Origin of the sequence: Yunchengibacter salinarum, assembly GCF_037658235.1 — a bacterium.
In the GTDB taxonomy this organism is placed as follows: domain Bacteria; phylum Pseudomonadota; class Alphaproteobacteria; order Sphingomonadales; family Kordiimonadaceae; genus Yunchengibacter; species Yunchengibacter salinarum.
The window spans coordinates 33,814-55,781 of the sequence record NZ_JBBJLN010000003.1 but is presented as its reverse complement, the minus strand read 5'-3'; the positions used below and the strand labels follow the sequence as shown (position 1 = coordinate 55,781).

Here is a 21,968-nt window from a genome sequence, read left to right as displayed (position 1 = left end):
GACCTTTGCATGAGTGTGGCCGACAGGGCGCGCTTTTCAAGGGGCCTGATATGCGCGGGCCGTCGGGCGGCTCAGAACAGCCGTTGCAACAGGGCGATCAACCAGATCACCACCAGCGTCAACCCGCCCAGCGCCAGGCCCCACATCAGGGCCAGACCCAGCGAGGAATAGCGGCTGCGCTTTTCCTGAAACAAGCTGTCACATTGCAGGCAGTGGAACCACAGGTCCTGCGGGCGGGCCTGCGCCTTGACAAAGGGAATGCCCGTGGGCACCGCCCCGCGCCACGCCCGCACCCGGCTGGAGCCGCAATGGGCGCAGGCGCGCTCCTCCCCGTCCGTGTCAAACAGCCGGTCTTCCGGGCGATGCGGCAGGGCCACCACCTTGGACAGCACCTCATCGGCGTAGGCACGGTCGCTGGCGCGGATCATCAGGTCGATCGCCACACCATAGCCCATGGTGCCCATATTCTCATTGGCCAGGAACACCTGAATGCCATTGCCTTCAAGGATGGACCGCAGCGATTGCGCATCCCCCGCGTTCAGGCCCCGGCGCAGCGGCACAAGCCGGTCCTGCTCTGAAAAGCGCGTGTCAGTCATTCAGCCCCGTATCCAGACCGTCTATGCTCAGGCGGTTCTTCTTCTGTTGATAGGTCTCGATCCCGTCCGCCCCCTTTTTCTCGGCAAAGCGGGCCAGCGTGTCCCGCGCCTGCATGTCCGCCATTTCCGGCACGCCATACCCGCAGCTTGTCTGCACGCTTTCCACATCCATCAGAACAAGCTGACGGGCGCCGGGCATGTCCGGGAACTGGTCGTGGAAACGGTCATGCTCCGCCTGGCCGGGGCGCAGCGTCCACCCCCGGCCATACAGCCGCAGAATCAGAGGATTGCGGGTGAAGCTGTTGAACATGATGGTGATGCGCCCGTCCGCCTTCAGGTGGGCGGCGGTCTCGTTGCCGCTGCCGGTCAGGTCCAGATAGCCCACCAGATTGGGGTTCAGCACGCGGAAGGTGTCCAGCCCCTTGGGGCTCAGATTGATGCGCCCGTCCGGCGGGGCGGTGGCCGTGAAAAACATGGGCTGGGCCTTGATGAAGGCCATGTGCTTGTCCGTCAGATGGTCAAAGAAATCGGCCATGGGGCATCTCCGTCACGCGGGGGCTCGCCCCCTTTCTAGCCCACGGCGGATCGCGGTGCCAGCATGGATCAAACAGCCGGTGCGGATGCCATCACCGGGCCGCGCGGGCCGCCGCTTCCCCGGCGGGTGCGTCCGGCGCGGCCACATCCACGCCCAGCGCCTCGAACAGGGCGGCGATGCGGGTGGCGTAATTGGTGCGCTCGCGGGCCAGCGACTGATCGGCACTGGCCAGTACGCGCTGGGCGTCCACCACGTCCAGAAAGCTGATCAGGCCCTGCTGATACAGGGTCTCCGCCTGATAGAAACTGCGGCGGCTGGCCCTGACGCTCTTTTCCAGCGACCGCTGCCGCGCGCGGGACGCCTTGAGCGCGGTGAGCACCGCCTCCACATCCTCCACGGCCAGCCTGAGCGTCTGCTCGAAATCCGCCAGCGCCTCGTCGGCGCGGGCTTCCGCCGCGGCCAGGTCGGCATCCCGCGCGCCGCCATTGGTGATCACCTGATCGATCAGCCCGCCAAGGGACGCCACCAGCATTCCCGCCCCCGGCGCCACCACGCCATCCGTGGCGCTTACGCCCACTTCGCCATTGAGCCGGAACCCCGGATAATACGCGGCCTCCGCCACACCGATGGCGGCGATGCGGGCCGCCAGATCGGCTTCCGCCCCGCGCACATCGGGCCGGGCCATCAGGGCATCCAGCGGCAGCCGGGCGGGGATGGCGCGATCATAAGCGGGAATGTCCGCCTGCGCGGACAGCAGGTCTTCATAGGCACCGGCATAGCGCCCGGTCAGCGTGGCCAGCCGATTGCGCGCTTCTTGCAGGCTCTGTTCCAGCGGCGGTATGTTGGCGCGCAGATTTTCCACCGAGGTAATGGCCCGCTGCATATCCAGTTCCGGCGACAGCCCGCTTTCAAAGCGGGAGCGCACGATGGACAGCGTTTTTTCCTGAAGAACGACGGATTCCCGCAGCAGTTCAAGCTGCCGCTGATCGCCGCGCAGGCGCAGATAGGTGCGGGCGATTTCCGCGCTGGTGGCCAGCACCTGCTGGCTAAGCGCGGCGCGCGCGGCTTCCCGCTGCGCCAGCGCCCGCTGCACGCCGCGGCGGATGCCGCCGAACACATCCAGCGGCAGCCCGCCCGCCAGTGTCAGGGCACCGCGACCGCTTTCCCCGCTGGCGCTGTCGCTGTCCAGGCCGTCCTGAGCCGTCACCTGGCCGTCCAGCGTGGCGGTGATCACCCGTTCGTCCCCCGCCCGCGCCCGCCTGAGCGTGGCATTCGCGGCGCGCAATCGGGCCGCGCTGGCGCGAATGTCGAAATTGGCGGCGAGCCCGTCACGCACCAGCCGGTCCAGCACCGGATCGTCAAAGCCGGTCCACCAGCGGGCGGCGGCATCGGCCTGTTCGCGGCCTTCATTCAGCGCATCCAGCACGTCCTGCGCCACGAAGCGCGCGGGCGGGGTCACGTCGGGGCGCTGATAGTCCGGCCCCACCGTGCAGGCGGACAGCAGAACGGCGGCGCACGAAACGGCGGCCAGGGTGACGGCGGCGCGCATCAGCTTTCCTCCTTCAACCGGGCATGGGCCAACTGGCGAGCCAGCAGGTGATCGCCGTGGCTGCGGGGTTTCACCATGGGGGCGATCAGGCTGTAGCCGATGGGCGCCAGGTACAGCGTGAACAGGGTGGACAGCCCCAGGCCGCCGAACACCACCCAGCCGATGGCGTTGCGCGCCTCCGCCCCCGGCCCGGTGGACAGCACCAGCGGCAGCGAGCCCAGCACGGTGGACAGCACAGTCATGATTACCGGGCGCAACCGCAGGCGCACGCCGCCGCGTATGGCATCCGCCACGGATTGCCCCTCGTCCCGAAGCTGGTCCATGAACTCCACCAGCAGAATGGCGTTCTTGGTCATCAGGCCGATCAGCATGACAAGGCCGATCTGGGAATACAGATTCAGGGTCTGGCCAGTGATCAGCAGGGCAAACACCGCGGCGGCCAGCCCGAATGGCACAGTCACCATGACAATGGCCGCGCTGCCGAAGCTCTCGAACTGGGCGGCGAGCACCAGAAACACCACCGCCAGCGCCACGATGAAGGTAAGCCCTGTCTCATAGCGGGTTTCCTCCAGCCGCGATGCCTCCCCGGAAAACAGCACATTGGTGCCGCTGGGCAGCACGTCGTCCGCCACGGCCCGAACGCGGTTCACCACGTCCCCCAGGGCCGCGCCCGGCTTCACCCCCACGTCCAGATCGATCGCCCGGCGCTGGGCCTTGCGATCCAGTTCGGCGGCCACGCCCCGCTCGGTCACGGTGACCAGCGCCGACAATGGCACCATGGCGCCATCCCGGCCCGGCACAAAGATGTTCAGCAGATCCCCCGGCTCGGTGATGGTGCCGCCCATCGGCCCCACCATCACCGGCACCGCCTGATCGTCCACATTCAGATCCAGCAGGTCGAGCCGGTCCACCATCACCCTTAGCGTGCGGGATACCGTATCAATGGGCACACCCAGGTCGGCGGCGCGATCCCTGTCGATATTGAAGGCCAGTTCCGGCTGGCTGGTGTCGAACTGCACGCGCACACCTTCCACCGCCGGGATACGCTCCCGCAGGACACGGGCGAGCATATTGGCCTGGGCATAAATGGTTTCATAGTCATTGCCGGTAATGGCCACATCCAGCCCGGCGCCGCCGCCGCGCACATTCAGGCTGCTGCCCTGAATGATCCGCACGTCCGCGCCCGGCAGGTCGGACAGCTTTTCATTGATCTCGACGGCCAGGGCCTGCTGGCTCACATTGCGGTCATCCCAATGCTTCAGCGTGGCGATGGTATAGCTGCGATTCTTGTCCCAGCGGCCCACAATCGTATAGATATCCGTCACCACGCCCTGCTCGCGGTACGGGCGCAGCGCCGCTTCCACCTTTTGCGCCTGCCGGTCGGAATAGGCCAGGCTCGCCCCGTCCGGCCCGGTCAGAAAGACACGAATGGCGCCGCGATCCTCCTGCGGCAGCAATTCCTGATTCAACAGCCTGAAGCCGCCCAGACCGCCCGCCACCAGCGCCAGCGCCAGCAGCACGCCCAGCCAGCGCCGGGCCAGCAGGCCATCCAGCGTGGCGAAATAGAAATTCGCCAGCCTTTGCCCGAAACCGTCCAGCCCGGCCCGGATGCGGGCCAGCACCGGGTTGGTCTGGCTCAGATTCGGCAGCCGGGATGCCATCATGGGGCACAGGGTGATCGCCACGAAGGAACTGATCACCACCGCGATGGACAGCACCATGCCGAATTCCCGGAACAGGCGCCCCGTATCGCCGGGCAGAAAGGCAATGGGCAGGAACACCGACACCAGCGTGATGGTGGTGGCGACCACGGCGAAGAACACCTGCCGGGTTCCCAGAACGGCAGCGGCCAGCTTTTCCAGCCCCTGCGCGCGTCGGCGCTGAATGTTTTCCAGCACCACAATGGCATCATCCACGATCAGGCCGGTGGCCAGCACCAGCGCCAGAAGGGTCAGCAGATTGATCGAGAACCCCATCAGCCAGATCACCGCCAGCGTGCCCACCAGGGCCACCGGCATGGTCACGGCGGGGATGAAAATGGCGCGCCACTGGCCGAGAAACAGCGCGATGATGGCCAGCACCACGGCGGCGGCGATCACGATTGTCCAGCCCACATCGCTGAGCGCGCCGCGAATATAAACACTGTCATCGGATGTTTTCTGAAGCGAGAAATCCCGCGCGCGGCTGTTGATGCGGGCCACGCGCCGGTCCACCGCATCGGCGATGGCAATGGTATTGGCCCCCGCCTGTCGCACCACGCCAAGCCCCACCACAAGGCGCCCGTTCAGCAGGGAATAGGAACTGGCCTCCTGCGGGGCGAAGAACACCTCGGCCACGTCTTCTATGCGCACGCCGTCGATGATTTCCAGCCGCTCCACCCGTTCCGGCGACGTCACGCTGGCCTCCGCGCGCACCAGCAATTCCTGATCCTCGCTTTCATAGGACCCGGCTGGCACATCCAGATTCACGCTGGCCAGCGTATCCAGCACATTGCCGGGGGCAAGCCCGAACCGGGCCAGCCGGGCGGGATCAAGCTGCACCCGCATGACCCGCGGGCGATTGCCGTCCAGCCGCACATCCGCCACCCCGTCAATGGACAGCAGTTCCGGCGCCACATCCTTTTCGATGCGCTCCGCCAGTTCAAAGGCATTCAGGCTGTTGCTGAAGGCGGACAGTTCGATGATGGCACGGGCGTCATCATCCGCCTTGACCACCACCACCTCGTCAATGTCGTCGGGCAGTTCCCGGCGCACCCGGCTTACCGCTTCGCGCACATCGCTGGCGGCGGTGTTCAGGTCGGCGCCCGCGTCAAACTCCACCCGCATCCGCATATTGTTCTCTTCCGATGCGGATTCGATTGTCTTGACGCCGGAAACACGGGCCACCGCCCCCTCGATCAGGCTGGTCACCTCCGCATCCATGGTCTTGGGTGAGGCGCCGTCGAAAACGGCGCGCACGCTCACCACCGGACGGTCCACATTGGGAAGTTCGCGCACATCCTGCCCCGGAATGGACGCCAGCCCGGCCAGAATGATCAGCAGGTTCATCACGATCACCAGCACCGGGCGCTTCACGCCCAGCGCGGTGATGCCACCGGTCTCCAGCGGGCCGGGCGGCCCAGCCGGATCGCCACCAGAACCACCACCGGGTTCACTGGCGGAAGGCTGTTTTCCGTCCACTTCGTCGCTCATGCCCCGCCCCCGCCGGCCGCGCTGGTCGGGCCATCATCGCCAACGGGGCGTACCGCACGGCCATCCCGCAGGCGTTGCAGCCCCTCCACCACCACCGGGGCGCCTTCGGGGATGTCCCCGTCCAGCAATACGCGACCGGCACGGCGGGCCACCACCCGCGCGCCGACCTTTTTCACCCGGCCTTCGGACACCAGCCACACAAAGGCACCGTCGCGGCCCCATTGCAGGGCGATTTCCGGAACGGTGGGGCGCAGTTCACCCGGTACGGGCAACCGCACGTCAAAGGACATGCCGGGGCGCAGAAGATCCCGGCTGTTATCCACCTTCGCCCGCACGGCCAGCGTGCGGCGCATGGGGTCGATCCGGCTTTCGCGCGCCGAGATGCGGCCCGTCAGTTCCGTCCCCGGCAGGGCGGGCGTGGTCAGGCGCACATCGCGCGCCGCGCCTGAGAGCACCGGCCCGGCAAGGCTTTCCGGCACGACGAAATCCACCAGCAGGCTGTCGCGGGCATCCAGCCCGGTAATCAGCGTGCTGGTGGTCACCCGGTCCCCCGCGTCCACATCCGTCAGGCCCACATAGCCATCGAACGGCGCGATCAGAGTGCGATCCTCCAGCGCCAGCCGGGCCTGATCCACCGCCACGCGGGCAGCCGTGAAATCGGCACGGGCGCTGTCCACCTCGCTTTCCGGCACGGCGCCTTCCTTGACCGCTTCCTCGAACCGGTTCAGAAGGGAGCGGGCGTCCGCCAGCCGCACTTTCGCCAATTCCAGCGCCAGCGCCTGATCCCGGTCATCCAGTTGCAGCAGCACATCGCCCTTCGCCACCTTTTCACCGGGCGCGAAGGATACCGCCGTCACCTCCCCCGCCGCCTGGGGGAACAGGTCCACGGACAGTCTCGCCCGGCCCGTGCCCACGGCGCGAAAGGTAACGCCATCGGATGAAAGACTGACCGGCCTGGTCATCACCGCCACGGGCGCGCCATCGCCGGACTGCCCGCTCGCCGGGGCGGCCAGGCCCACCCACAGGGCAACCACCCAGATCGCCACAAAGGCTCGGGACATAAAAGTTTTCAAAAAAAGCTCCCTTTGGTGCGCGCTGTGAAACCCGTCGCACTCCCCTGTTCTTAAAGATCACACGGGCGGCCCGCAAGCATAGCCGGACATGGCCACGCCGCCCCCGCCACCCGGATCGCCCCATTGCCCACGCCTTGCTGATACGCCCGGCACCCGCCACTGGATGACCTGCCCGCCCCGGCGCGCGCTTGATCCCAGCGGCCCGCTGTGGCACATCCCAAAGACCCAGTTCATGCGGGAGACGGCCCATCTCATCCCCTTCCACCATAACGCTCGCCCCTTATCAGCCGGACCACTGGCCCCATGTGCGCCGCATCATGGTGGCCGGAATCGAGACCGGCATGGCCACCTTCGACACCGAGCCGAAAAGCCGGGCAGCCTTTGAACAGGGTGCCATGGCCGGGTGCACGCTGGTGGCCCGGCGCGATGGCAATGTGGTGGGCTGGGTGGCGCTGTGGCCCGTTTCGCCCCGCGCCTGCTATCGCGGTGTGGGGGAAGTGAGCGTTTATGTGGACCCGTCCGCCGCCCGCACCGGCGTGGGCGCCGCCCTTCTTGGCGGTGTGCAGCAGGCGGCGGAAGCCAATGGCATCTGGACGATCGAGGCCAAGATATTCCCGGATAATGCCGCCTCATTGGAACTGCACGACCGCTGTGGCTTTCGCCGCGTGGGCGTGCGGGAGAAAATGGGCGAAAGCGGGGGCCGGTTCCGCGACGTGGTGATCCTGGAATGGCGCAGCCACCGGGTCGGCTGGCCGGTGGACGCATCGCCGCAAGCCGGGGAACGGCCATGACAGCACTGGCAGAACGGCTGGATCACATCACCGCTTCCGCCACCATGGCGATCACCGCCCGCGCCGCCGCCATGCGCGCCAGTGGCGTGGACGTGATCCCGCTCAGCGCCGGTGAACCCGACCTGCCCGTACCGGACCCGATCAAGAAAGCGGCGGTGGATGCCATCATGGCCGACCGCACCGGCTATACGGCGGTGGACGGCCTGCCCGCGCTGAAACAGGCGGTGGCGGACAAGTTCAGCCGGGACAACGCCCTGTACGCGGGGCCGGACCAGGTATCCGTCAACAGCGGCGGCAAACACACGCTTTTCACCGTGTTCATGGCAAGCCTCAGGCCGGGGGATCGGGTGATCGTGCCCGCGCCCTATTGGGTCAGCACCCCCGCCATGGTGCGCCTGGCCGATGGCATACCGGACGTGGTGCCCACCAGCGCCGAGACCGGCTTCAAGCTGACCCCGGACGCGCTGGAGGCCGCCATCACCCATCGCACCCGCTGGCTGGTGCTGAACAGCCCCGGCAATCCCACCGGCGCAGTCTATACGGCGGCGGAACTGGCCGCCCTGGGCGCCGTTCTGGCCCGGCACCCGCACATATGGGTGCTGAGCGACGACATATATGAGCATCTGACCTTCACGGCGGATGGCCACAGCACGCTTGCCGCCATATGCCCGGATCTGGCATCGCGCACGGTGACCATGAACGGTGTGTCCAAAGCCTATGGCATGACCGGCTGGCGGATCGGCTATTGCACCGGGCCGAAAGCGCTGATCGATGCCATGGCCACGGTGCAGTCACACAGCACGGGCAATCCCTGCACCATTTCGCAGATCGCCAGCCTGGCCGCGCTCACCGGCGATCAGACCTGCCTGGCAGAGCGCCGCGCCGTCTATCAGGCCCGGCGGGACATGGTGATGGATGCCCTGCCCCGCCTGCCGGGCCTGTCCGCGCTCCGCCCCGACGGGGCTTTTTACATATTTCTGGATGCCCGCGCCCTGATCGGTGCCAGCGCCGCCGACGGCACCCGCATCGAAGACGACACCGCGCTCACCCGCTATCTGCTGGAACACGCCCATGTGGCTCTGGTGCCGGGCACGGCCTTTGGTCTTGGCGGCCATGTGCGGCTCAGCGTGACCGCCGCCGAATCCCGGCTGGCCACGGCGCTGGACAGGCTGGCCACCGCCTGTAACGGGCTGCGCTGACCGGCTTCACCTTCGGCTCTGGCGATCGTTTCAGGCGACATCATTATCAAAATCGATCATTGTGAACGGAACCATCGGTTGGATCGGGGAAATAAATCCCTATATGAAGGGTACAGGGAACGGCGCCGAAGGCGGCGCCAACACAACCAAAAGGAGAAGGAGGACTTATGAACAAGCAAGCACTGGCAAACGACCTGAAAGGGGTTCTGGCCGAAAGCGTGCAGCTTTATGTCCTCACATGGAACGTCCACTGGAATGTGACGGGGCCGCTGTTCAATTCCGTGCACACCCTGACGGAAGAACAATATACCGAACTGGCCACCGCCGTGGACGACATCGCGGAACGCATCCGGGCGCTGGGCGAAAAGGCACCGGCGGGCCTGAAGGTGTTTCAGGACATGGGCGATATCGCCGACGGCGATGAGCGTGCCAGCGCCGAAGACATGGTGCGCGCCCTGGCCGCCGCGCAGGAAAAGATCGGCAACCGTATCCGGCCCCTGATCTCCAAATCCTCGGAGGACGGGGACGAAGTGACTGCCGGGCTGCTGACCGACCGGCTGACCGTGCACGAAAAATCGGCCTGGATGCTGCGCAGCATCGTTGGGGAAAATTGATATCCCCGTAACATTTTCGCTGATCCGGCGCCCCACGGCGCCCGTAAGCTAGAGGAGAACCGCACGCTCCGGGCACCCGACCTGCCCCAACTCAACGGGACCCCAACCCCCGGAGCACCCCGAGACAGGCGGTTCTTCTCCGCCCCGGATGGCCCCAAACCATCCGGGGCTTTTCATGTGCGTTCCGGCTGTGCCCGGCGTGCCACGCCGCGGCGGGAATCATACCCCGGCGGCCTTGCCTGCGGCGCCCGCCCATGCTAAGAGCAGGCTTGCAAACAATTCTTAACTGCGGCACACACCCGCCATTGACGGAAAGGCGATCCATGGGCGCGATTTCCAACACGCCGACGCATCAGGGCGATCTTCTGGCGCTGGGTCGGCAGAAGCGCGGCTTCCGGGCCACCATCATCGCTTTCGACGAAAGCGCGCTGGACAGCGACGGCATCCCCACGGTCAACCGCCTGCGGGAGCTTGGCTTCTGCGAGGGGAGCCATGTGGAAATCGCCCATGAAAGCCCGTTTGGCCGCGATCCCATCGTGGTGCGGGTCGACGGCATGACCGTGGCCCTGCGCCGCGCGGAGGCGGAACGGGTTCTGGTGGAAATCGCCTGATCGTGCCCGTTACCACGACCGCATAACCCCGCATTCCCGCCCATCCGGTCTGAGAGGCCCTGTTCCATGAGCACCCCCGCCCGTATCGCACTTGTCGGCAATCCCAATTGCGGCAAGTCGGCCCTGTTCAACGCGCTGACCGGCCTGCGCCAGAAAGTGGCCAATTTCCCCGGCGCCACGGTGGAGCGCCGCACCGGTCCCATGCTGGGCGAAGACGATCTGGAACTGATCGACCTGCCCGGCACCTATTCGCTGAATGCCCACAGCCCGGACGAAAAAGTGGCGCGGGACATTCTGATGGGCCGGATGGAGCAGGAAAAGCGCCCAGATGTGCTGATCGCGGTGGTGGATGCCACCAACCTGACGCAACATCTGCGCTTCGTGCTGGAACTGCTGGAACTGGGCCTGCCCATGGTACTGGCGCTCAACATGTCGGACCTGGCAGCGCGGGAACAGATCCGCATCGACGCGGGCGCCCTGTCGGACGCGCTGGGCATTCCGGTGGTGGAAACCGTGGCGGTGCGCCGTCGCGGGCTGGAGGAACTGGCCCGAACCGTGGCGCGCCTCAACCGCGACCGGGTGGTGCCCATGCCCATTGACGGCATCACCGCCAGCACCCTGAAAGAACGCCAGGCCGTCGCCCGGCGCATTTCCAAACAGGCCCATCTGAGCATCGGCATCGGCCATCGCACCAGCAAGATACTGGACCGGATCGTGCTCAACCCGATCATCGGGCCGGTCATTCTGTTCGCGCTGCTGTTCATTATGTTCCAGGCCGTCTATGCTTGGGCGGAAACCCCCATGGGCTGGATCGAGGCGGGCATCGCCCAGCTTCAGACCTGGACCCACGAGCTTCTGCCGCAAGGGTTTGTGCGCAGCTTCATTTCATCCGGCCTGCTGCACGGCGTGGGATCGGTGATCGTCTTCCTGCCCCAGATCATCATATTGTTCACCTTCATCCTGCTGCTGGAAAGCACCGGCTACATGGCACGCGCCGCCTTTCTGATGGATCGGCTGATGGCCTCGGTGGGGCTGAACGGGCGGTCCTTCATTCCGCTGCTGTCCAGCTTCGCCTGCGCGGTGCCGGGGATCATGGCCGCGCGCACCATTTCCAGCCCGCGGGACCGGCTGACCACGATCCTGATTTCGCCCCTGATGACCTGCTCGGCCCGGCTGCCGGTCTATACGCTGATCATTTCCGCCTTCATCCCCAACCGCGCCGTGGCGGGCGGCTGGTTCAACCTGCAAGGCGTGGTGATGTTCGGCCTGTACGGCGCGGGCATCATCTCGGCGCTGATCATCGCCTTCATCTTCAAGCGCACCATCGCCAAGGGGGCCAGCCAGCCCTTCATGCTGGAACTGCCCAAATATCAGGCACCCGATCTGCGCCAGGTGGCCATCGGCCTGATGGAACGCATCCGCATCTTCATGCGCCGGGCCGGTACCATCATTCTGGCGTCCATCGTGGTGCTGTGGGTGCTGGCATCCTTCCCCGGCCCGCCCGAAGGCGCCACGGAGCCGGACATTACCTACAGCCTTGTGGGCATGATCGGCCACGCGCTGGCGGTGGTCTTTGAGCCCATCGGCTTCAACTGGGAAATCTCGGTGGCACTGGTGCCGGGCATGGCGGCGCGGGAAGTGGCCGTGGCCGCGCTGGGGACGGTCTATTCCATGTCCGGCACGGAAGAGCAACTTGCCCAGGGGCTGGTGTCCACGCTCAACGGCGCCTGGTCCCTGCCCACCGCGCTCAGCTTTCTGGCCTGGTTCATCTATGCGCCCCAATGCCTGTCCACCATCGCCATTACCCGGCGGGAAACCAATAGCTGGCGCTGGCCCATCTTCATGCTGGTCTATCTTTTCGCGCTGGCCTATCTGGTGTCTTTCCTGACCTATCAGATTTCCAGCGCCCTGATCGGCTAGGCTCGCGGGCAGTCCGCTCTTGTTCTGCCCGGTTGAAAGGGATAGCAAGGGGCTGTGCTTTTGCCATCCAGGGGGAGAAAGACCATGCATCCGTCATCCGTTCATATCTGGCGCCGCCCGCTTGCCGCGCTTTCGCTGCTGGCGCTGGCCGCCTGCGGCAACGGGGCCGACAATGACACCGCCGACCAGGCCAATATGGCCGAAACCGCCAGAAAACTGGCGCTTGAGACGATCATCGTGGACGGCCATATCGACGTGCCCTATCGGCTGAACCGCAACTGGGTGGATGTATCAACAGCCGCGCCGGACGGGGACTTCGACCATCCCCGCGCCGAAAAGGGCGGGCTGAACGCGCCCTTCATGTCCATCTACACCCCGGCGGAATATGGCGACAGCCAGAAAGCCACCGACCACGCCAATGCCATGATCGACATTGTGGAACGCATCGTGTCGGAAGCGCCGGACAAGTTCGCCATCGCCAAAAGCGTGGCGGAGGTGCAGGCCATCACCGATGCGGGCAAGATCGCCCTGCCGCTGGGCATGGAAAACGGCTCCCCGATCAATGGCAGCCTGGACCTGCTGAAGCATTTTCATGACCGGGGAATCCGCTACATCACGCTGGCCCATTCCAAGTCCAACCACCTGTCCGACAGCAGCTATGACCCCGAACGTCAATGGGATGGCCTGTCCGATTTTGGCCGCACGGTGGTGCAGGAAATGAACGATCTGGGCATCATGGTGGATGTGAGCCATCTGAGCGACAAGGCGATCGAAGACGTGCTGGAAACCAGCCGCGCCCCGGTGATCGCCAGCCATTCCTCCGTCCGCGCCTTCACGCCGGGCTTTGAGCGCAATCTGTCCGATCCGCTGATCAAGGCCATCGCCAACAAGGGCGGCGTGGTGATGATCAATTACGGGTCCGCCTTTGTCACCGCGCGCGCCAATGGCTACCGCCCCGCCCGGACGGAAGCCTATATGACCTATCTGGACCGGGAGGGTCTGGACGACACCCAGAAGGTGCGCGAAGCCTTTGAAAAGCGCTACCGGGAAGACAATCCATACCCTTACGCAGACATCAGCGACGTGGTGGACCATATCGACCATGTGGTGGACCTGGTGGGCATCGAGCATGTGGGGCTCGGCTCCGACTATGACGGCGTGGGGGACAGCCTGCCCACGGGCCTGAAGGACGTATCCAGCTATCCCGACCTGGTGGAACGCCTGCTTGGGCGCGGCTATTCCGAGGAGGACATCAAGCTGATCCTGTCCGGCAACGCGCTCCGGGTCTGGCAGCAGGTGGAAACCATCGCCGCCGAGGCGCAGGCGGACGCCGCCTGAGACGAACGCAGCCACAGCCACCGGCGCCCCTTCCATGGCCAATGGCCAACAGGGGCGCCGGTTCATGGCCCCCGCCTTTACCGCCGAAACGCCCTCAGCCCAGCAATGCGGGCAGCCGATCCATGGCGGCGTCCATCATGGCCGCATCCGGGCGCACGCCGTCGCTGCCCCGCCCGATCATGGATGCCGACAGATTGACCGCCGCGGGCGCGCTGTCATGCCCGGCCAGGGTCCGCGCCAGTGCCGGGCCGCCACCCCGCGCCGCATCCCGCAGCGCCAGCGGCGACAGCATCCCCACACCGTCCCACACATCGAATCCCACCATGTTATGGAGCGCCGACAGGAATTTCGGGCCGATGAACTGCGGCACCAGCGGCGGCTCGGCGCGGGCCAGCATGTGGCCCGCGGCCTCCCGGTAAAAGGCCAGCGTGGCGCCGCCGGGCCGCACCAGCAGCGCCGCATTATGCACCTTCCGATAGGCTTTTGGCCGCCCGCGCCGGTCTGCCTGCACCCACACTTCCCGCCCCGGCAGGAAAGCGCCATCGGGCAGGAAAAGCCGATGCGGGGCCGCCACGAACACATCACTGTCCAGCCAGACCGCCGCCTCATACCCTTCAGCCAGAGCCTGTTCCAGCGCCATCAGGCGGGCCAGGTCGGTCAGCACCACGGGCTGGCCCGCATGGCGTGCGCGAAGCGCGCCGGGCACCGGATCGAACAGGGCATCATCCAGAAAACGATAGGCCGCATTGATGCCGGCGGCCCAGGCGCGCACGCTTTCCATCGCCCGCAGGCGCCAGCCCGCCCTTGGCCACTCATGGCAGGATTGCAGCACCAGCGCCGTCATTGACCCGGCTTCATCAATGGGGAAAGGTGATCACATCCGCTCGCCATTCGGGGGATGCGATCGGCAAAAGGGAGCAGTGCACGTGTCATTTTTCGGGAAGCCCGCATCGGGCATGAGCGACGGGGTGAAAGTCTATGCCTTGCTCGTGCTGACACTGGTTTACGCCTTCAATTTCATCGACCGCTACATATTGGTGGTGATGCAGGAACTGATCAAGGCGGACCTGGGCCTGTCCGACACACAGCTTGGCGTGTTGAGCGGTTTCACCTTCGCGCTGTTCTATGTCACCGCTGGCCTGCCCGTGGCCCGGCTGGCGGATCGCAGCAACCGGCGCAATATCGTGGCCGGGGCGCTGACCATCTGGTCGGCCATGACGGCGCTCAGCGGGCTTGTGCAGAGCTATGGCCAACTGGTGGCGGCGCGTATCGGCGTCGGAATCGGCGAAGCCGGGTGCAGCCCGCCCGCCCACAGCATGATATCGGGCATGTTCAGCGAAAAACGCCGCGCGACGGCTTTGGCCATCTATTCCAGCGGCCTGTTCTTTGGCGTGCTGCTGGGCTATCTGGTGGGCGGCCAACTGGCGGAAATCTTCGGCTGGCGCACCACCTTCCTGATGGTGGGGCTGCCCGGCATCGCGCTGGCCATGCTGTTGATGACCACCGTGCCCGAACCGGCCCGCCACGCCGATGACAGCCTGCCCACAGGCACCGGCGCCGACCAGCCGAAAGCCAGCCTGGCCGATACGCTGGGCCTGACCGCCATGGTGGTCATGCTGAAAGACCGGACCTTCCGAACCGTGGCGCTGGCCAGCGCCATTGCCGCTTTTTTCGGCTATGGCATCGGTAATTTCATGCCCAGCTTTCTTGCCCGCTATCACGGGCTGGACGCAGGCGATGTGGGGCTGACCCTGGCGCTGGCCGGGGGCTTTGGCGGCATGGTCGGCAGCTTTGGCGGCGGCTATCTGGCGGATCGGATCGCCGCCCGCGGGGATATGCGCTGGTATTTGTGGACACCGGGGCTGGCATCCGTCATCGGGCTTGGCTTCTATGTGCTGACCTTCCTCAGCGGTCGGCTGGATGTGGTGATTCTCAGCATCTTTCTGGGCCAGATTTTCTCCACCATGTATCTGGCCCCCGCCATCGCCACCAGCCATCGACTGGTCAGCGCCCGGCAACGCGCCATGGCCAGTGCCGTTCTGTATTTCGTCATCAATCTGATCGGGCTGGGGCTGGGGCCGGTCACGGTGGGCGCGCTGAGCGACCTGTTGCGCGCGCTGAGCGGTGTGGAACAATTGCGCGAAGCCCTGCTGATCACCCTGGCCTTCGGCGTCATCAAGGCATGGCTGTTCTGGCGCGCCGGAACGCTGCTGCCCGGCGCGATCGCGCGCCGTGACGCGGAAAAACAGGCGGCAGCGGGCAAAGGCGGCCCATAGTATGGCACGCCCCGCTTTCGCCATTCCCCGTGGTGGGGCGGGCATGACCCGGCCAGACCGCGACCGGCTGACCGGGCTGTGGCTGGCATTGCTGATGATATTTGCGCTCACCGGTGATGCGGGTGGCCCGGCGGACGGCCCGCACCCCGTGTTGTGGGGCCCGCTGACCCTGCACGGTCTGAGCCTGTGGGCGCTGGCATGGCTGCTGGTCCGGCTGGCGGGCCGCCTGCATCGCTGGCTGGCGGCGATCGTGCTGGCCCTGATCAGCCTGTTCCTGGCGCTGGAAGCACTGGCCGCGCACCTGATCGGCCTGCATCTGAACAGCCTCACCATCGGGCTTTTGACCACTCCGGGCGGCGGCGGCCATACGCCGGTCACCGTGGCCGTGCCGCTGTTGCTGCTGGCTGGCGTGGCCGCCGCCGCCATCTGGCTTACCGCCCGCCAAGGCTGCCGACGGGTGCGCTGGCTCATCGCGCTTGCGGTGGCCAGCGGCATGACGGTACAGGGGCTCCACGCGGTCTGGTTTCATCAGGGCGACCCGCGAGCCGTCACCCTGCGCCGGGCCGCGCCCGTCCTGATCACGCCGCATCCCTGGCACCTGAAAATCCTGACGGGCCCGATTCTGGGGCCGTGGGGGGACAACCCCTTCGCGCTTGGCCGGATTGATCCGCCCGGCCCGGCAATGCCGCCGGAAAGCCTGCCTGCCCTTTCGGGGGATCGGAACCTGCTTCTGGTGGTGGTGGATTCTCTGCGCGGGGACAGTCTGGCCCCCGACAGCGGGCACATGCCGGGACTGATGGAACTGGCGCGCGCGGGCAGCCTGAATACCCGGCACTGGAGCGCGGCGAACTGCACCCATTTCAGCCTGTTCACCCTGCTCACCGGGCGTCTGCCCACGGCCTTTTCCCGCGCCCGCGCCCATCCGGCGCCGGGGCGCCTGGCGCGGGCATTGTCGGCCAGCGGCTATCGCATCAGCACGGCGGAAGCCTTTTCGCTGGACTGGTATGACACCATCGATGTGACCCTGGGTCAGCCGGATCAGCGCCATGTGGCCACGAAGGACAGCCGCGCCGCGCGGGAGAAAAGCGTGACAGCCGCCACCCGCCGGGCGATCGAGTCCGCCGCGGCCACTGGCACCCCGTTTTTCCATCTGGCTTATTATATGGGGCCGCATTTCCCCTATCTGGGGGATGCGCCGGCAGCACTGAAAGACCCGGTGGGCCGCTATCAGGCGGCGCTTCGGGAAACGGATCGGGAGATCAGCGGCCTGATCAAGGGCCTTCAGGCGGATGGCCTGCTGGACGACACGGTGGTGGTGATCACCGGCGATCACGGCGAGGCGCTGATGGAATCCGGCGTGATCGGCCATGCCAGCCAGCTTACCGCCGCACAGCTACAGGTGCCCCTGCTGGTGCTGGGTGCGGATGTTCCGGGCCATGTGAAAAGCCACCGGGATCTGGCCCCGTGGATGCTTGCCGCGCTTCAGGACGCGCCGCCCGACAAGGTCGCGGACCCGCCGCACTGGCCGGTGATCCTGTCCGGCTGTGCCTATGATTATCCGGCCAGTTTCGCCGTGCTGACCGCGCGGGACAGGGCCGATTTCGATCAGTGGCAGGGCACCCTGCTGCCCCGCCCGCGCCCGGACGGCACCCTGGCCCCGTCCGCCTTTCAGCGCCGGGCCGCCCGGCAATTGCTGGATGCGATCAGGCGGGCGGAGAAAGATTGAGCGCCGACAAGATCAGACGTTCCACTTCGCGCCGGGCGCGGGTGAAGGCCGCATCGTCCAGCGGGCCTTCATTGATCGCGGTGATCTGGGCCTCGAAATCCGCATAATGCTGGGTGGTGGCCCAGATCATGTAGAACAGCGTATGGGGGCACACCGGGTCCAGCGCACCGGTCTCGATCCAGTGTTCCACCACCGCCGCGCGCCCTTCCACCCAGGGCTTGACCACATTTTCCAGATAAGGGCGGATGATCGGCGCGCCGCGTGCCATTTCAATGGCCCAGATGCGCGATGCATCGGGCCGCTTCCGGGCCAGATCCATCTTGGCGCGCACATAGCCCAGAATGGCCACCGCCGGGTCTTCCGTGGTGTCAAAGCATTCCGCCGCGCGCAGCCAGTCCCCGCAGATTCCCTCGATCACCTTGCGGTACAGGTCTTCCTTGGACGAGAAATAATAATACACATTGGGCTTGGGCACCCCGGCGGCTTCGGCAATCATGCCAATGCTCGCGCCCCGGAATCCCTGGCGGGAAAAGACCGCTTCCGCAGCCTGCAATATCCTGCTTTCATTCTGTCGGCGGATCGCCCCCTTGTGGCGCCGCTCCACAGGCTTTTCAGGCGGTTTGTTCATACGCTTCCCTCATGAGATCGGGTTTAAGCATATTGCCGCCCGCCCGTCCATCCCCGGTTGAACCACAGCCGCCTGGCTGGCGCCCTTTTCGCCGCCAGTGTGCCCCGCACAGCACGGAAGATACAAAAAAAACCCGGAGCCCGCGAAGGCTCCGGGTCTGGACGCTCGGGAAGGAACGTCACAGTCTTGGCAGACGGTCGGTATCAGAATTCGTAACGAATACCGAATTGAACCCGCCATACGGTGTTTACGAAGTCATCCTGAATGACCGGCGCATCCACACTGTTCACCAGGAACTGGCCCTGATCGTTGGTGCCGGACACATCCATCAGCGGAACACCCTCGAAAACGTCGCCACGGTCGAACTGCTTGCGGCGGTTGCCTCCGCTGTCAACGAAGTTCAGGAAGTTTTCGATGTCCGCGAAGAAGATCAGCTTGTGCCCTTCAAAGAAGGTGGGCAGATCCTGACGGAACCGAATGTCCAGGTCCGTGGTCCACGGGTCGTTGAAGACGTTGCGCGGCGCGATCTGGCCGCCGAATTCATCCGCACCAATGGATTCCAGCCCCGCGAAGAAGGCGTTCAACTCATCCTGTGCAACGTTGGAGAAGTCGAACCGGGGGTCGTTCGGGCCGGTCGGGATGAACAGAAGCTGACGCGCCTCGTCATCCGTGTCCCCGAAGAAGTCTTCCGTCGCATCATCCGAGAAGGTCAGGCTGAAAGGCCGCCCCTTGCTGGCACGGAAGAAGAAGCCCAGATTGGATGTCAGCCCCTCGAAGAAGTCCTGCTGGAAGCTGGCACCGATCGTGATGTTGTGCGGAATGTTGAACTGCGAAGGCGCCAGTGTCGGGTTGTTCACCACGGAAAGCGCCACTTCTTCCAGGTTCGACCCGGCGGTGGAGCTGGTGGTGGGGTTGACGATCTCCGAGTCCGTATAGGCGTAGCCGGCATTGAAGTTGAACGTGCCCGGCGTGTTGAACAGCTCATAATCGAACGACTTGAAGAGCCGGATGGCGAGGTTCCGTTCAAAGCCCTCATTTTCCCTGTCGGAGTTGGTCAGCAGGATGTCCTGACCGCCGCTGGGATCGTCACAGCTACCTTCCGGGCCCACGGACGAAACGACACGGGTTTCACCGGTAACCGGGTCCACAATGGTTTCATTGACGGACTGGAAGCCCCGGCGCGGACCCAGGAAGCTGGTCTGACAACCGGCATTGAGCGGATCAACCCGATTGAAGATCGGGCGGCCATCCGGCGCGAAGCCGATGGGTGTCAGGGTCAGGTCCACGAAGTCGGCCGCATTGCGCCGCTTGGAGACCATGAAGTCCACATCCAGAGACCAGTCATCGAAGAAGCCACCGGCGGCACCGTCAAAGTCGGTATAGTGGCTGAAACCGAAGCTCCACCGCAGCACGGACGGCAGGGTGAAATCGGGATCAACCAGATCGATATTGCCGTTATTGGCCAGGGCGGCTTCCTGCGCGTTCTGGAACAGGCAGTTCGGAACGCCCGTGAAATTGCCGCTGCCATCCACCACGTTCAGCGCGCTGTCGTCACAATTGCCGCTGCCGCCACCGAACAGGCCGGCAAAGGCATTGGCCGAGCCGAAGTTGGAGAAGGCATTGGAGAACCACACGGTCGGATCACCGCCCCCGAAGATGCCGAGACCGCCGCGGAAGGTGGTGTCACCGTAAAACTCCCACGGGGCTTCATAGGTCACGCCCACACGCGGCATCCACAGGTCGAGCCCGTCAAAGCCCTGCGTGTTGGGAATGCCGTAACGCTCTTCCGCCAGGGGGTTTTCCGGCGGATTGTCGCCGCTTTCGTAAAAGTCATACCGCAGACCGGCAACGACGGTCAGGTTTTCGTTCGGCTTCCATTCGTCCTGAACATAGAGCGAGTGGATGCTGCGATTGAAATTGGCGGCGGCATCATTGATGTCCCCGGAGAAGCTGTCCGTCACCGTGGCCACGCTGGCCTGGCCCGCCTGAAGATCGGCGATGGAATCGAATTCAAGCGTCCCGGTTGAGTTCGGCACGAACAGGTTGAACACACTCAGCCGGTTCAGCTCATAGCCAAAGGTCAGGGTGTGCTTCTTGGTGCTGTAGTTGGCGAGCAGCTTCACCTGGTCCAGATCGGTGCTCAGTTCGTTCGCGGTACGGAAAAAGCCGGGGCCGCTGATGACGGAACCGCTGGGCGTGTCCACGATCAGGCGCGGCACGGGGTTTTCATCCACCCGTTCACCACCGCCGAACGGGTCCTGTTGGTCCCGGTTTTCACTGCGGCTATAGCGGATTTCGGTGGAGAAATTGTCCGTCCAGTCAGAGAACAGGCGGGCGGAGAAGATATCGACCTTGGAACCACGAATGGCGAAGTTGTTCTGGAAGGCGAAATCCTCAAAGCCGAAATCATCACCGGCCACCGCGTTTTCACGGATACGCTGATAGCTGCCCGCGAAACGGTGCTGATCGTTGATGTTCCAGTCAAGGCGGCCAAACCAGCGCTCGGTGGTTTCCGGCAGGGAGCGGGCAATGCCCAGCGTGTCCTGACCGAACTGGTTTTCAAGGATGGACTGCACGGTTTCCACGTCGGACAGCTCCACTTCTTCCGCCGCGAAGCCCGCGCCGATCGGGCCGGCGTTCTGCACGCCGCCGTCGTCGGTCTCTTCATAGGCCACATAGAAGAACAGCTTGTCCTCGATGATCGGGCCGCCCAGTTCCGCGCCCCAGTTCAGGTCCTCGAAGGATTCGCTGGAAACCGTCCGGCCATCGATCTTGGAGCCGGTCAGGCCGTCATCATTATAGAAGAAGAAAGCCGACCCATGAAATTCATTGCTGCCGGACTTGGTCAGCAGGTTGATGGCGCACCCGCTGAACTGGCCGTATTCCACGCTGTAGGGTGCGAATTCCACGGACAGTTCCCGCGTGGCATCCAGCGGCAGCGGCGTGGCATCGCGGGACGGGAAACCGGAAGCGTTCAGCCCGAACGGGTCGTTCTGTTGAATACCGTCAATGGTCAGGCTGTTGAAACGGTTGTTCACACCGGCACAGCTTACCGCATTGCTGTTGCCCTCATTGATGGAAACGCGCGGATCAATCCGCAGCGTGTCCCGGAAGTCCCGACCGATGGAAGGCAGGGATTCAATGGTGGTCTCATTAAAAACCTGGCCCGGCCCGATGGCGAGCTGGGAAAGCATACCGATGTCACTGGCGGTAACGAGAATTTCTTCAACACTGTCGCCACTGGCCAGTTCCAGATTCAGGGACGCGGTGGCAGAGGACGAAACCATCACCCCTTCAACAACACGGTTCTGGTAGTCGGCACTTTCGATCATGACCGTGTACGGACCACCCACTTCCAGGTTCGTTACCCGGAAAGAGCCGTTCTGGTTCGTGGTGACGGCGCGTTGCCGCCCCGTGCGTGTATCGATGATGGTCACCGTGGCCCCGGCCACATCGCCATCAGCCGAATCGATATGACCGGCAATCGTGGCGGTGATGGACTGGGCCATCACCGGCATGGACGCGGATGCCAACAGTGCAGCCAGCGCCCCCCGTGTCATCCAGTTCGTGGATTTCATTGCGTTTCCCCTTGAGATCGTCTTTTTCTGCTCGCCAACCCGCGCCGCAATCATAACCAATCCCGACCCGGCTGCCGGATGTGACCCTCTGGTCAATTACGGCACCTACCGCGCCGTTAGTGTCGGTAGAACGTCATTCATATTACAGTTTTGTTTCAGAGTCAGGGATTTGGCTGTGCGGTGCACAATTACAGAAAACTTTTCGGGATGCTGTTGCCAAAATGCATCGTTTCCCCACAGGTGCCATGATCGCCGGTTTTGGGCGGATTGGCCGGTGTCATATTGTTCCAATATTTCAAATGCGAGGTAATCTATATATTTTTCAACAGGTTATGCTATTTCT

At 64.8% G+C, this 21,968-nt stretch carries 16 protein-coding genes; 8 read left to right on the top strand and 8 right to left on the bottom strand.

The genetic code is table 11. The features are described from left to right. Window positions 1-71: 71 nt before the first annotated feature. The 5 genes from WGH93_RS03850 to WGH93_RS03830 all read right to left on the bottom strand — a co-directional run bounded on the left by WGH93_RS03850 (window position 72) and on the right by WGH93_RS03830 (window position 6,932). Window positions 72-596: a putative signal transducing protein gene (locus WGH93_RS03850; protein ID WP_374763540.1), complete on the bottom strand. Its 525-nt coding sequence runs from the start codon at window positions 594-596 to the stop codon at window positions 72-74. Then, window positions 589-1,131 carry a pyridoxamine 5'-phosphate oxidase family protein gene (locus WGH93_RS03845; protein WP_374763539.1) on the bottom strand — a complete coding sequence of 181 codons (543 nt, stop codon included), beginning with the start codon at window positions 1,129-1,131 and terminating at the stop codon, window positions 589-591. Before WGH93_RS03845 ends, WGH93_RS03850 begins: the two co-directional genes overlap by 8 nt. A gap of 91 nt (window positions 1,132-1,222) precedes the next feature. Further along, a complete protein-coding gene (locus WGH93_RS03840; protein WP_374763538.1) occupies window positions 1,223-2,680 on the bottom strand; it encodes an efflux transporter outer membrane subunit in 1,458 nt (485 codons plus the stop codon). Next, window positions 2,680-5,871 (bottom strand): efflux RND transporter permease subunit, encoded by a 3,192-nt coding sequence (locus WGH93_RS03835; protein WP_374763537.1) that lies wholly within the window; start codon window positions 5,869-5,871, stop codon window positions 2,680-2,682. Before WGH93_RS03835 ends, WGH93_RS03840 begins: the two co-directional genes overlap by 1 nt. Next, window positions 5,868-6,932, bottom strand: a complete 1,065-nt coding sequence (locus WGH93_RS03830) for an efflux RND transporter periplasmic adaptor subunit (RefSeq protein WP_374763536.1) — start codon at window positions 6,930-6,932, stop codon at window positions 5,868-5,870. Before WGH93_RS03830 ends, WGH93_RS03835 begins: the two co-directional genes overlap by 4 nt. 329 nt (window positions 6,933-7,261) lie before the next feature. On the opposite strand from WGH93_RS03830, the gene WGH93_RS03825 reads away from it, so the two are divergent. The 6 genes from WGH93_RS03825 to WGH93_RS03800 all read left to right on the top strand — a co-directional run bounded on the left by WGH93_RS03825 (window position 7,262) and on the right by WGH93_RS03800 (window position 13,417). Next, window positions 7,262-7,735: a GNAT family N-acetyltransferase gene (locus tag WGH93_RS03825; protein WP_374763535.1), complete on the top strand. Its 474-nt coding sequence runs from the start codon at window positions 7,262-7,264 to the stop codon at window positions 7,733-7,735. Continuing rightward, complete coding sequence (locus WGH93_RS03820; protein WP_374763534.1) at window positions 7,732-8,934, top strand: pyridoxal phosphate-dependent aminotransferase; 1,203 nt, start codon at window positions 7,732-7,734, stop codon at window positions 8,932-8,934. Before WGH93_RS03825 ends, WGH93_RS03820 begins: the two co-directional genes overlap by 4 nt. A 167-nt stretch (window positions 8,935-9,101) precedes the next feature. After that, entirely contained in the window at window positions 9,102-9,548 is a 447-nt protein-coding gene (locus tag WGH93_RS03815; RefSeq protein ID WP_374763533.1) for a Dps family protein, read from the top strand. Between the two features lie 323 nt (window positions 9,549-9,871). After that, on the top strand, window positions 9,872-10,159 hold the full coding sequence (locus WGH93_RS03810) for a FeoA family protein (protein ID WP_374763532.1): 288 nt from the start codon (window positions 9,872-9,874) through the stop codon (window positions 10,157-10,159). 66 nt (window positions 10,160-10,225) lie between these two features. Continuing rightward, entirely contained in the window at window positions 10,226-12,079 is a 1,854-nt protein-coding gene (gene feoB / locus WGH93_RS03805) for a ferrous iron transporter B (protein WP_374763531.1), read from the top strand. An 84-nt stretch (window positions 12,080-12,163) separates the two neighbouring features. After that, entirely contained in the window at window positions 12,164-13,417 is a 1,254-nt protein-coding gene (locus tag WGH93_RS03800) for a dipeptidase (RefSeq protein ID WP_374763530.1), read from the top strand. A 94-nt stretch (window positions 13,418-13,511) separates the two neighbouring features. Here the strand turns inward: WGH93_RS03800 and WGH93_RS03795 are convergent, their stop codons facing one another. Continuing rightward, window positions 13,512-14,261 (bottom strand): hypothetical protein, encoded by a 750-nt coding sequence (locus WGH93_RS03795; RefSeq protein ID WP_374763529.1) that lies wholly within the window; start codon window positions 14,259-14,261, stop codon window positions 13,512-13,514. Between the two features lie 82 nt (window positions 14,262-14,343). Here WGH93_RS03795 and WGH93_RS03790 point away from each other — a divergent pair, with 82 nt between their 5' ends. Both WGH93_RS03790 and WGH93_RS03785 read left to right on the top strand, forming a co-directional pair. After that, window positions 14,344-15,693, top strand: coding sequence for a spinster family MFS transporter (locus WGH93_RS03790; RefSeq protein WP_374763528.1), 1,350 nt, complete (start codon window positions 14,344-14,346; stop codon window positions 15,691-15,693). A gap of 1 nt (window position 15,694) precedes the next feature. Continuing rightward, on the top strand, window positions 15,695-17,419 hold the full coding sequence (locus WGH93_RS03785) for a sulfatase-like hydrolase/transferase (RefSeq protein ID WP_374763527.1): 1,725 nt from the start codon (window positions 15,695-15,697) through the stop codon (window positions 17,417-17,419). On the opposite strand, the gene WGH93_RS03780 is transcribed toward WGH93_RS03785, so the two are convergent. Next, window positions 17,397-18,047 carry a TetR family transcriptional regulator C-terminal domain-containing protein gene (locus WGH93_RS03780; protein ID WP_374763526.1) on the bottom strand — a complete coding sequence of 217 codons (651 nt, stop codon included), beginning with the start codon at window positions 18,045-18,047 and terminating at the stop codon, window positions 17,397-17,399. The two genes, WGH93_RS03785 and WGH93_RS03780, sit on opposite strands and share 23 nt — an antisense overlap. A gap of 203 nt (window positions 18,048-18,250) precedes the next feature. Further along, window positions 18,251-21,625 carry a TonB-dependent receptor gene (locus WGH93_RS03775; protein WP_374763525.1) on the bottom strand — a complete coding sequence of 1,125 codons (3,375 nt, stop codon included), beginning with the start codon at window positions 21,623-21,625 and terminating at the stop codon, window positions 18,251-18,253. Window positions 21,626-21,968 lie beyond the last annotated feature (343 nt).

Excerpts from the sequence above, each read along its gene's own strand:
- WGH93_RS03850 (WP_374763540.1), bottom strand. The coding sequence starts at position 596 with ATGACTGACACGCGCTTTTCAGAGCAGGACCGGCTTGTGCCGCTGCGC.
- WGH93_RS03845 (WP_374763539.1), bottom strand. The coding sequence starts at position 1,131 with ATGGCCGATTTCTTTGACCATCTGACGGACAAGCACATGGCCTTCATC.
- WGH93_RS03840 (WP_374763538.1), bottom strand. The coding sequence starts at position 2,680 with ATGCGCGCCGCCGTCACCCTGGCCGCCGTTTCGTGCGCCGCCGTTCTG.
- WGH93_RS03835 (WP_374763537.1), bottom strand. The coding sequence starts at position 5,871 with ATGAGCGACGAAGTGGACGGAAAACAGCCTTCCGCCAGTGAACCCGGT.
- WGH93_RS03830 (WP_374763536.1), bottom strand. The coding sequence starts at position 6,932 with ATGTCCCGAGCCTTTGTGGCGATCTGGGTGGTTGCCCTGTGGGTGGGC.
- WGH93_RS03825 (WP_374763535.1), top strand. The coding sequence starts at position 7,262 with ATGGTGGCCGGAATCGAGACCGGCATGGCCACCTTCGACACCGAGCCG.
- WGH93_RS03820 (WP_374763534.1), top strand. The coding sequence starts at position 7,732 with ATGACAGCACTGGCAGAACGGCTGGATCACATCACCGCTTCCGCCACC.
- WGH93_RS03815 (WP_374763533.1), top strand. The coding sequence starts at position 9,102 with ATGAACAAGCAAGCACTGGCAAACGACCTGAAAGGGGTTCTGGCCGAA.
- WGH93_RS03810 (WP_374763532.1), top strand. The coding sequence starts at position 9,872 with ATGGGCGCGATTTCCAACACGCCGACGCATCAGGGCGATCTTCTGGCG.
- feoB (WP_374763531.1), top strand. The coding sequence starts at position 10,226 with ATGAGCACCCCCGCCCGTATCGCACTTGTCGGCAATCCCAATTGCGGC.
- WGH93_RS03800 (WP_374763530.1), top strand. The coding sequence starts at position 12,164 with ATGCATCCGTCATCCGTTCATATCTGGCGCCGCCCGCTTGCCGCGCTT.
- WGH93_RS03795 (WP_374763529.1), bottom strand. The coding sequence starts at position 14,261 with ATGACGGCGCTGGTGCTGCAATCCTGCCATGAGTGGCCAAGGGCGGGC.
- WGH93_RS03785 (WP_374763527.1), top strand. The coding sequence starts at position 15,695 with ATGGCACGCCCCGCTTTCGCCATTCCCCGTGGTGGGGCGGGCATGACC.
- WGH93_RS03780 (WP_374763526.1), bottom strand. The coding sequence starts at position 18,047 with ATGAACAAACCGCCTGAAAAGCCTGTGGAGCGGCGCCACAAGGGGGCG.
- WGH93_RS03775 (WP_374763525.1), bottom strand. The coding sequence starts at position 21,625 with ATGAAATCCACGAACTGGATGACACGGGGGGCGCTGGCTGCACTGTTG.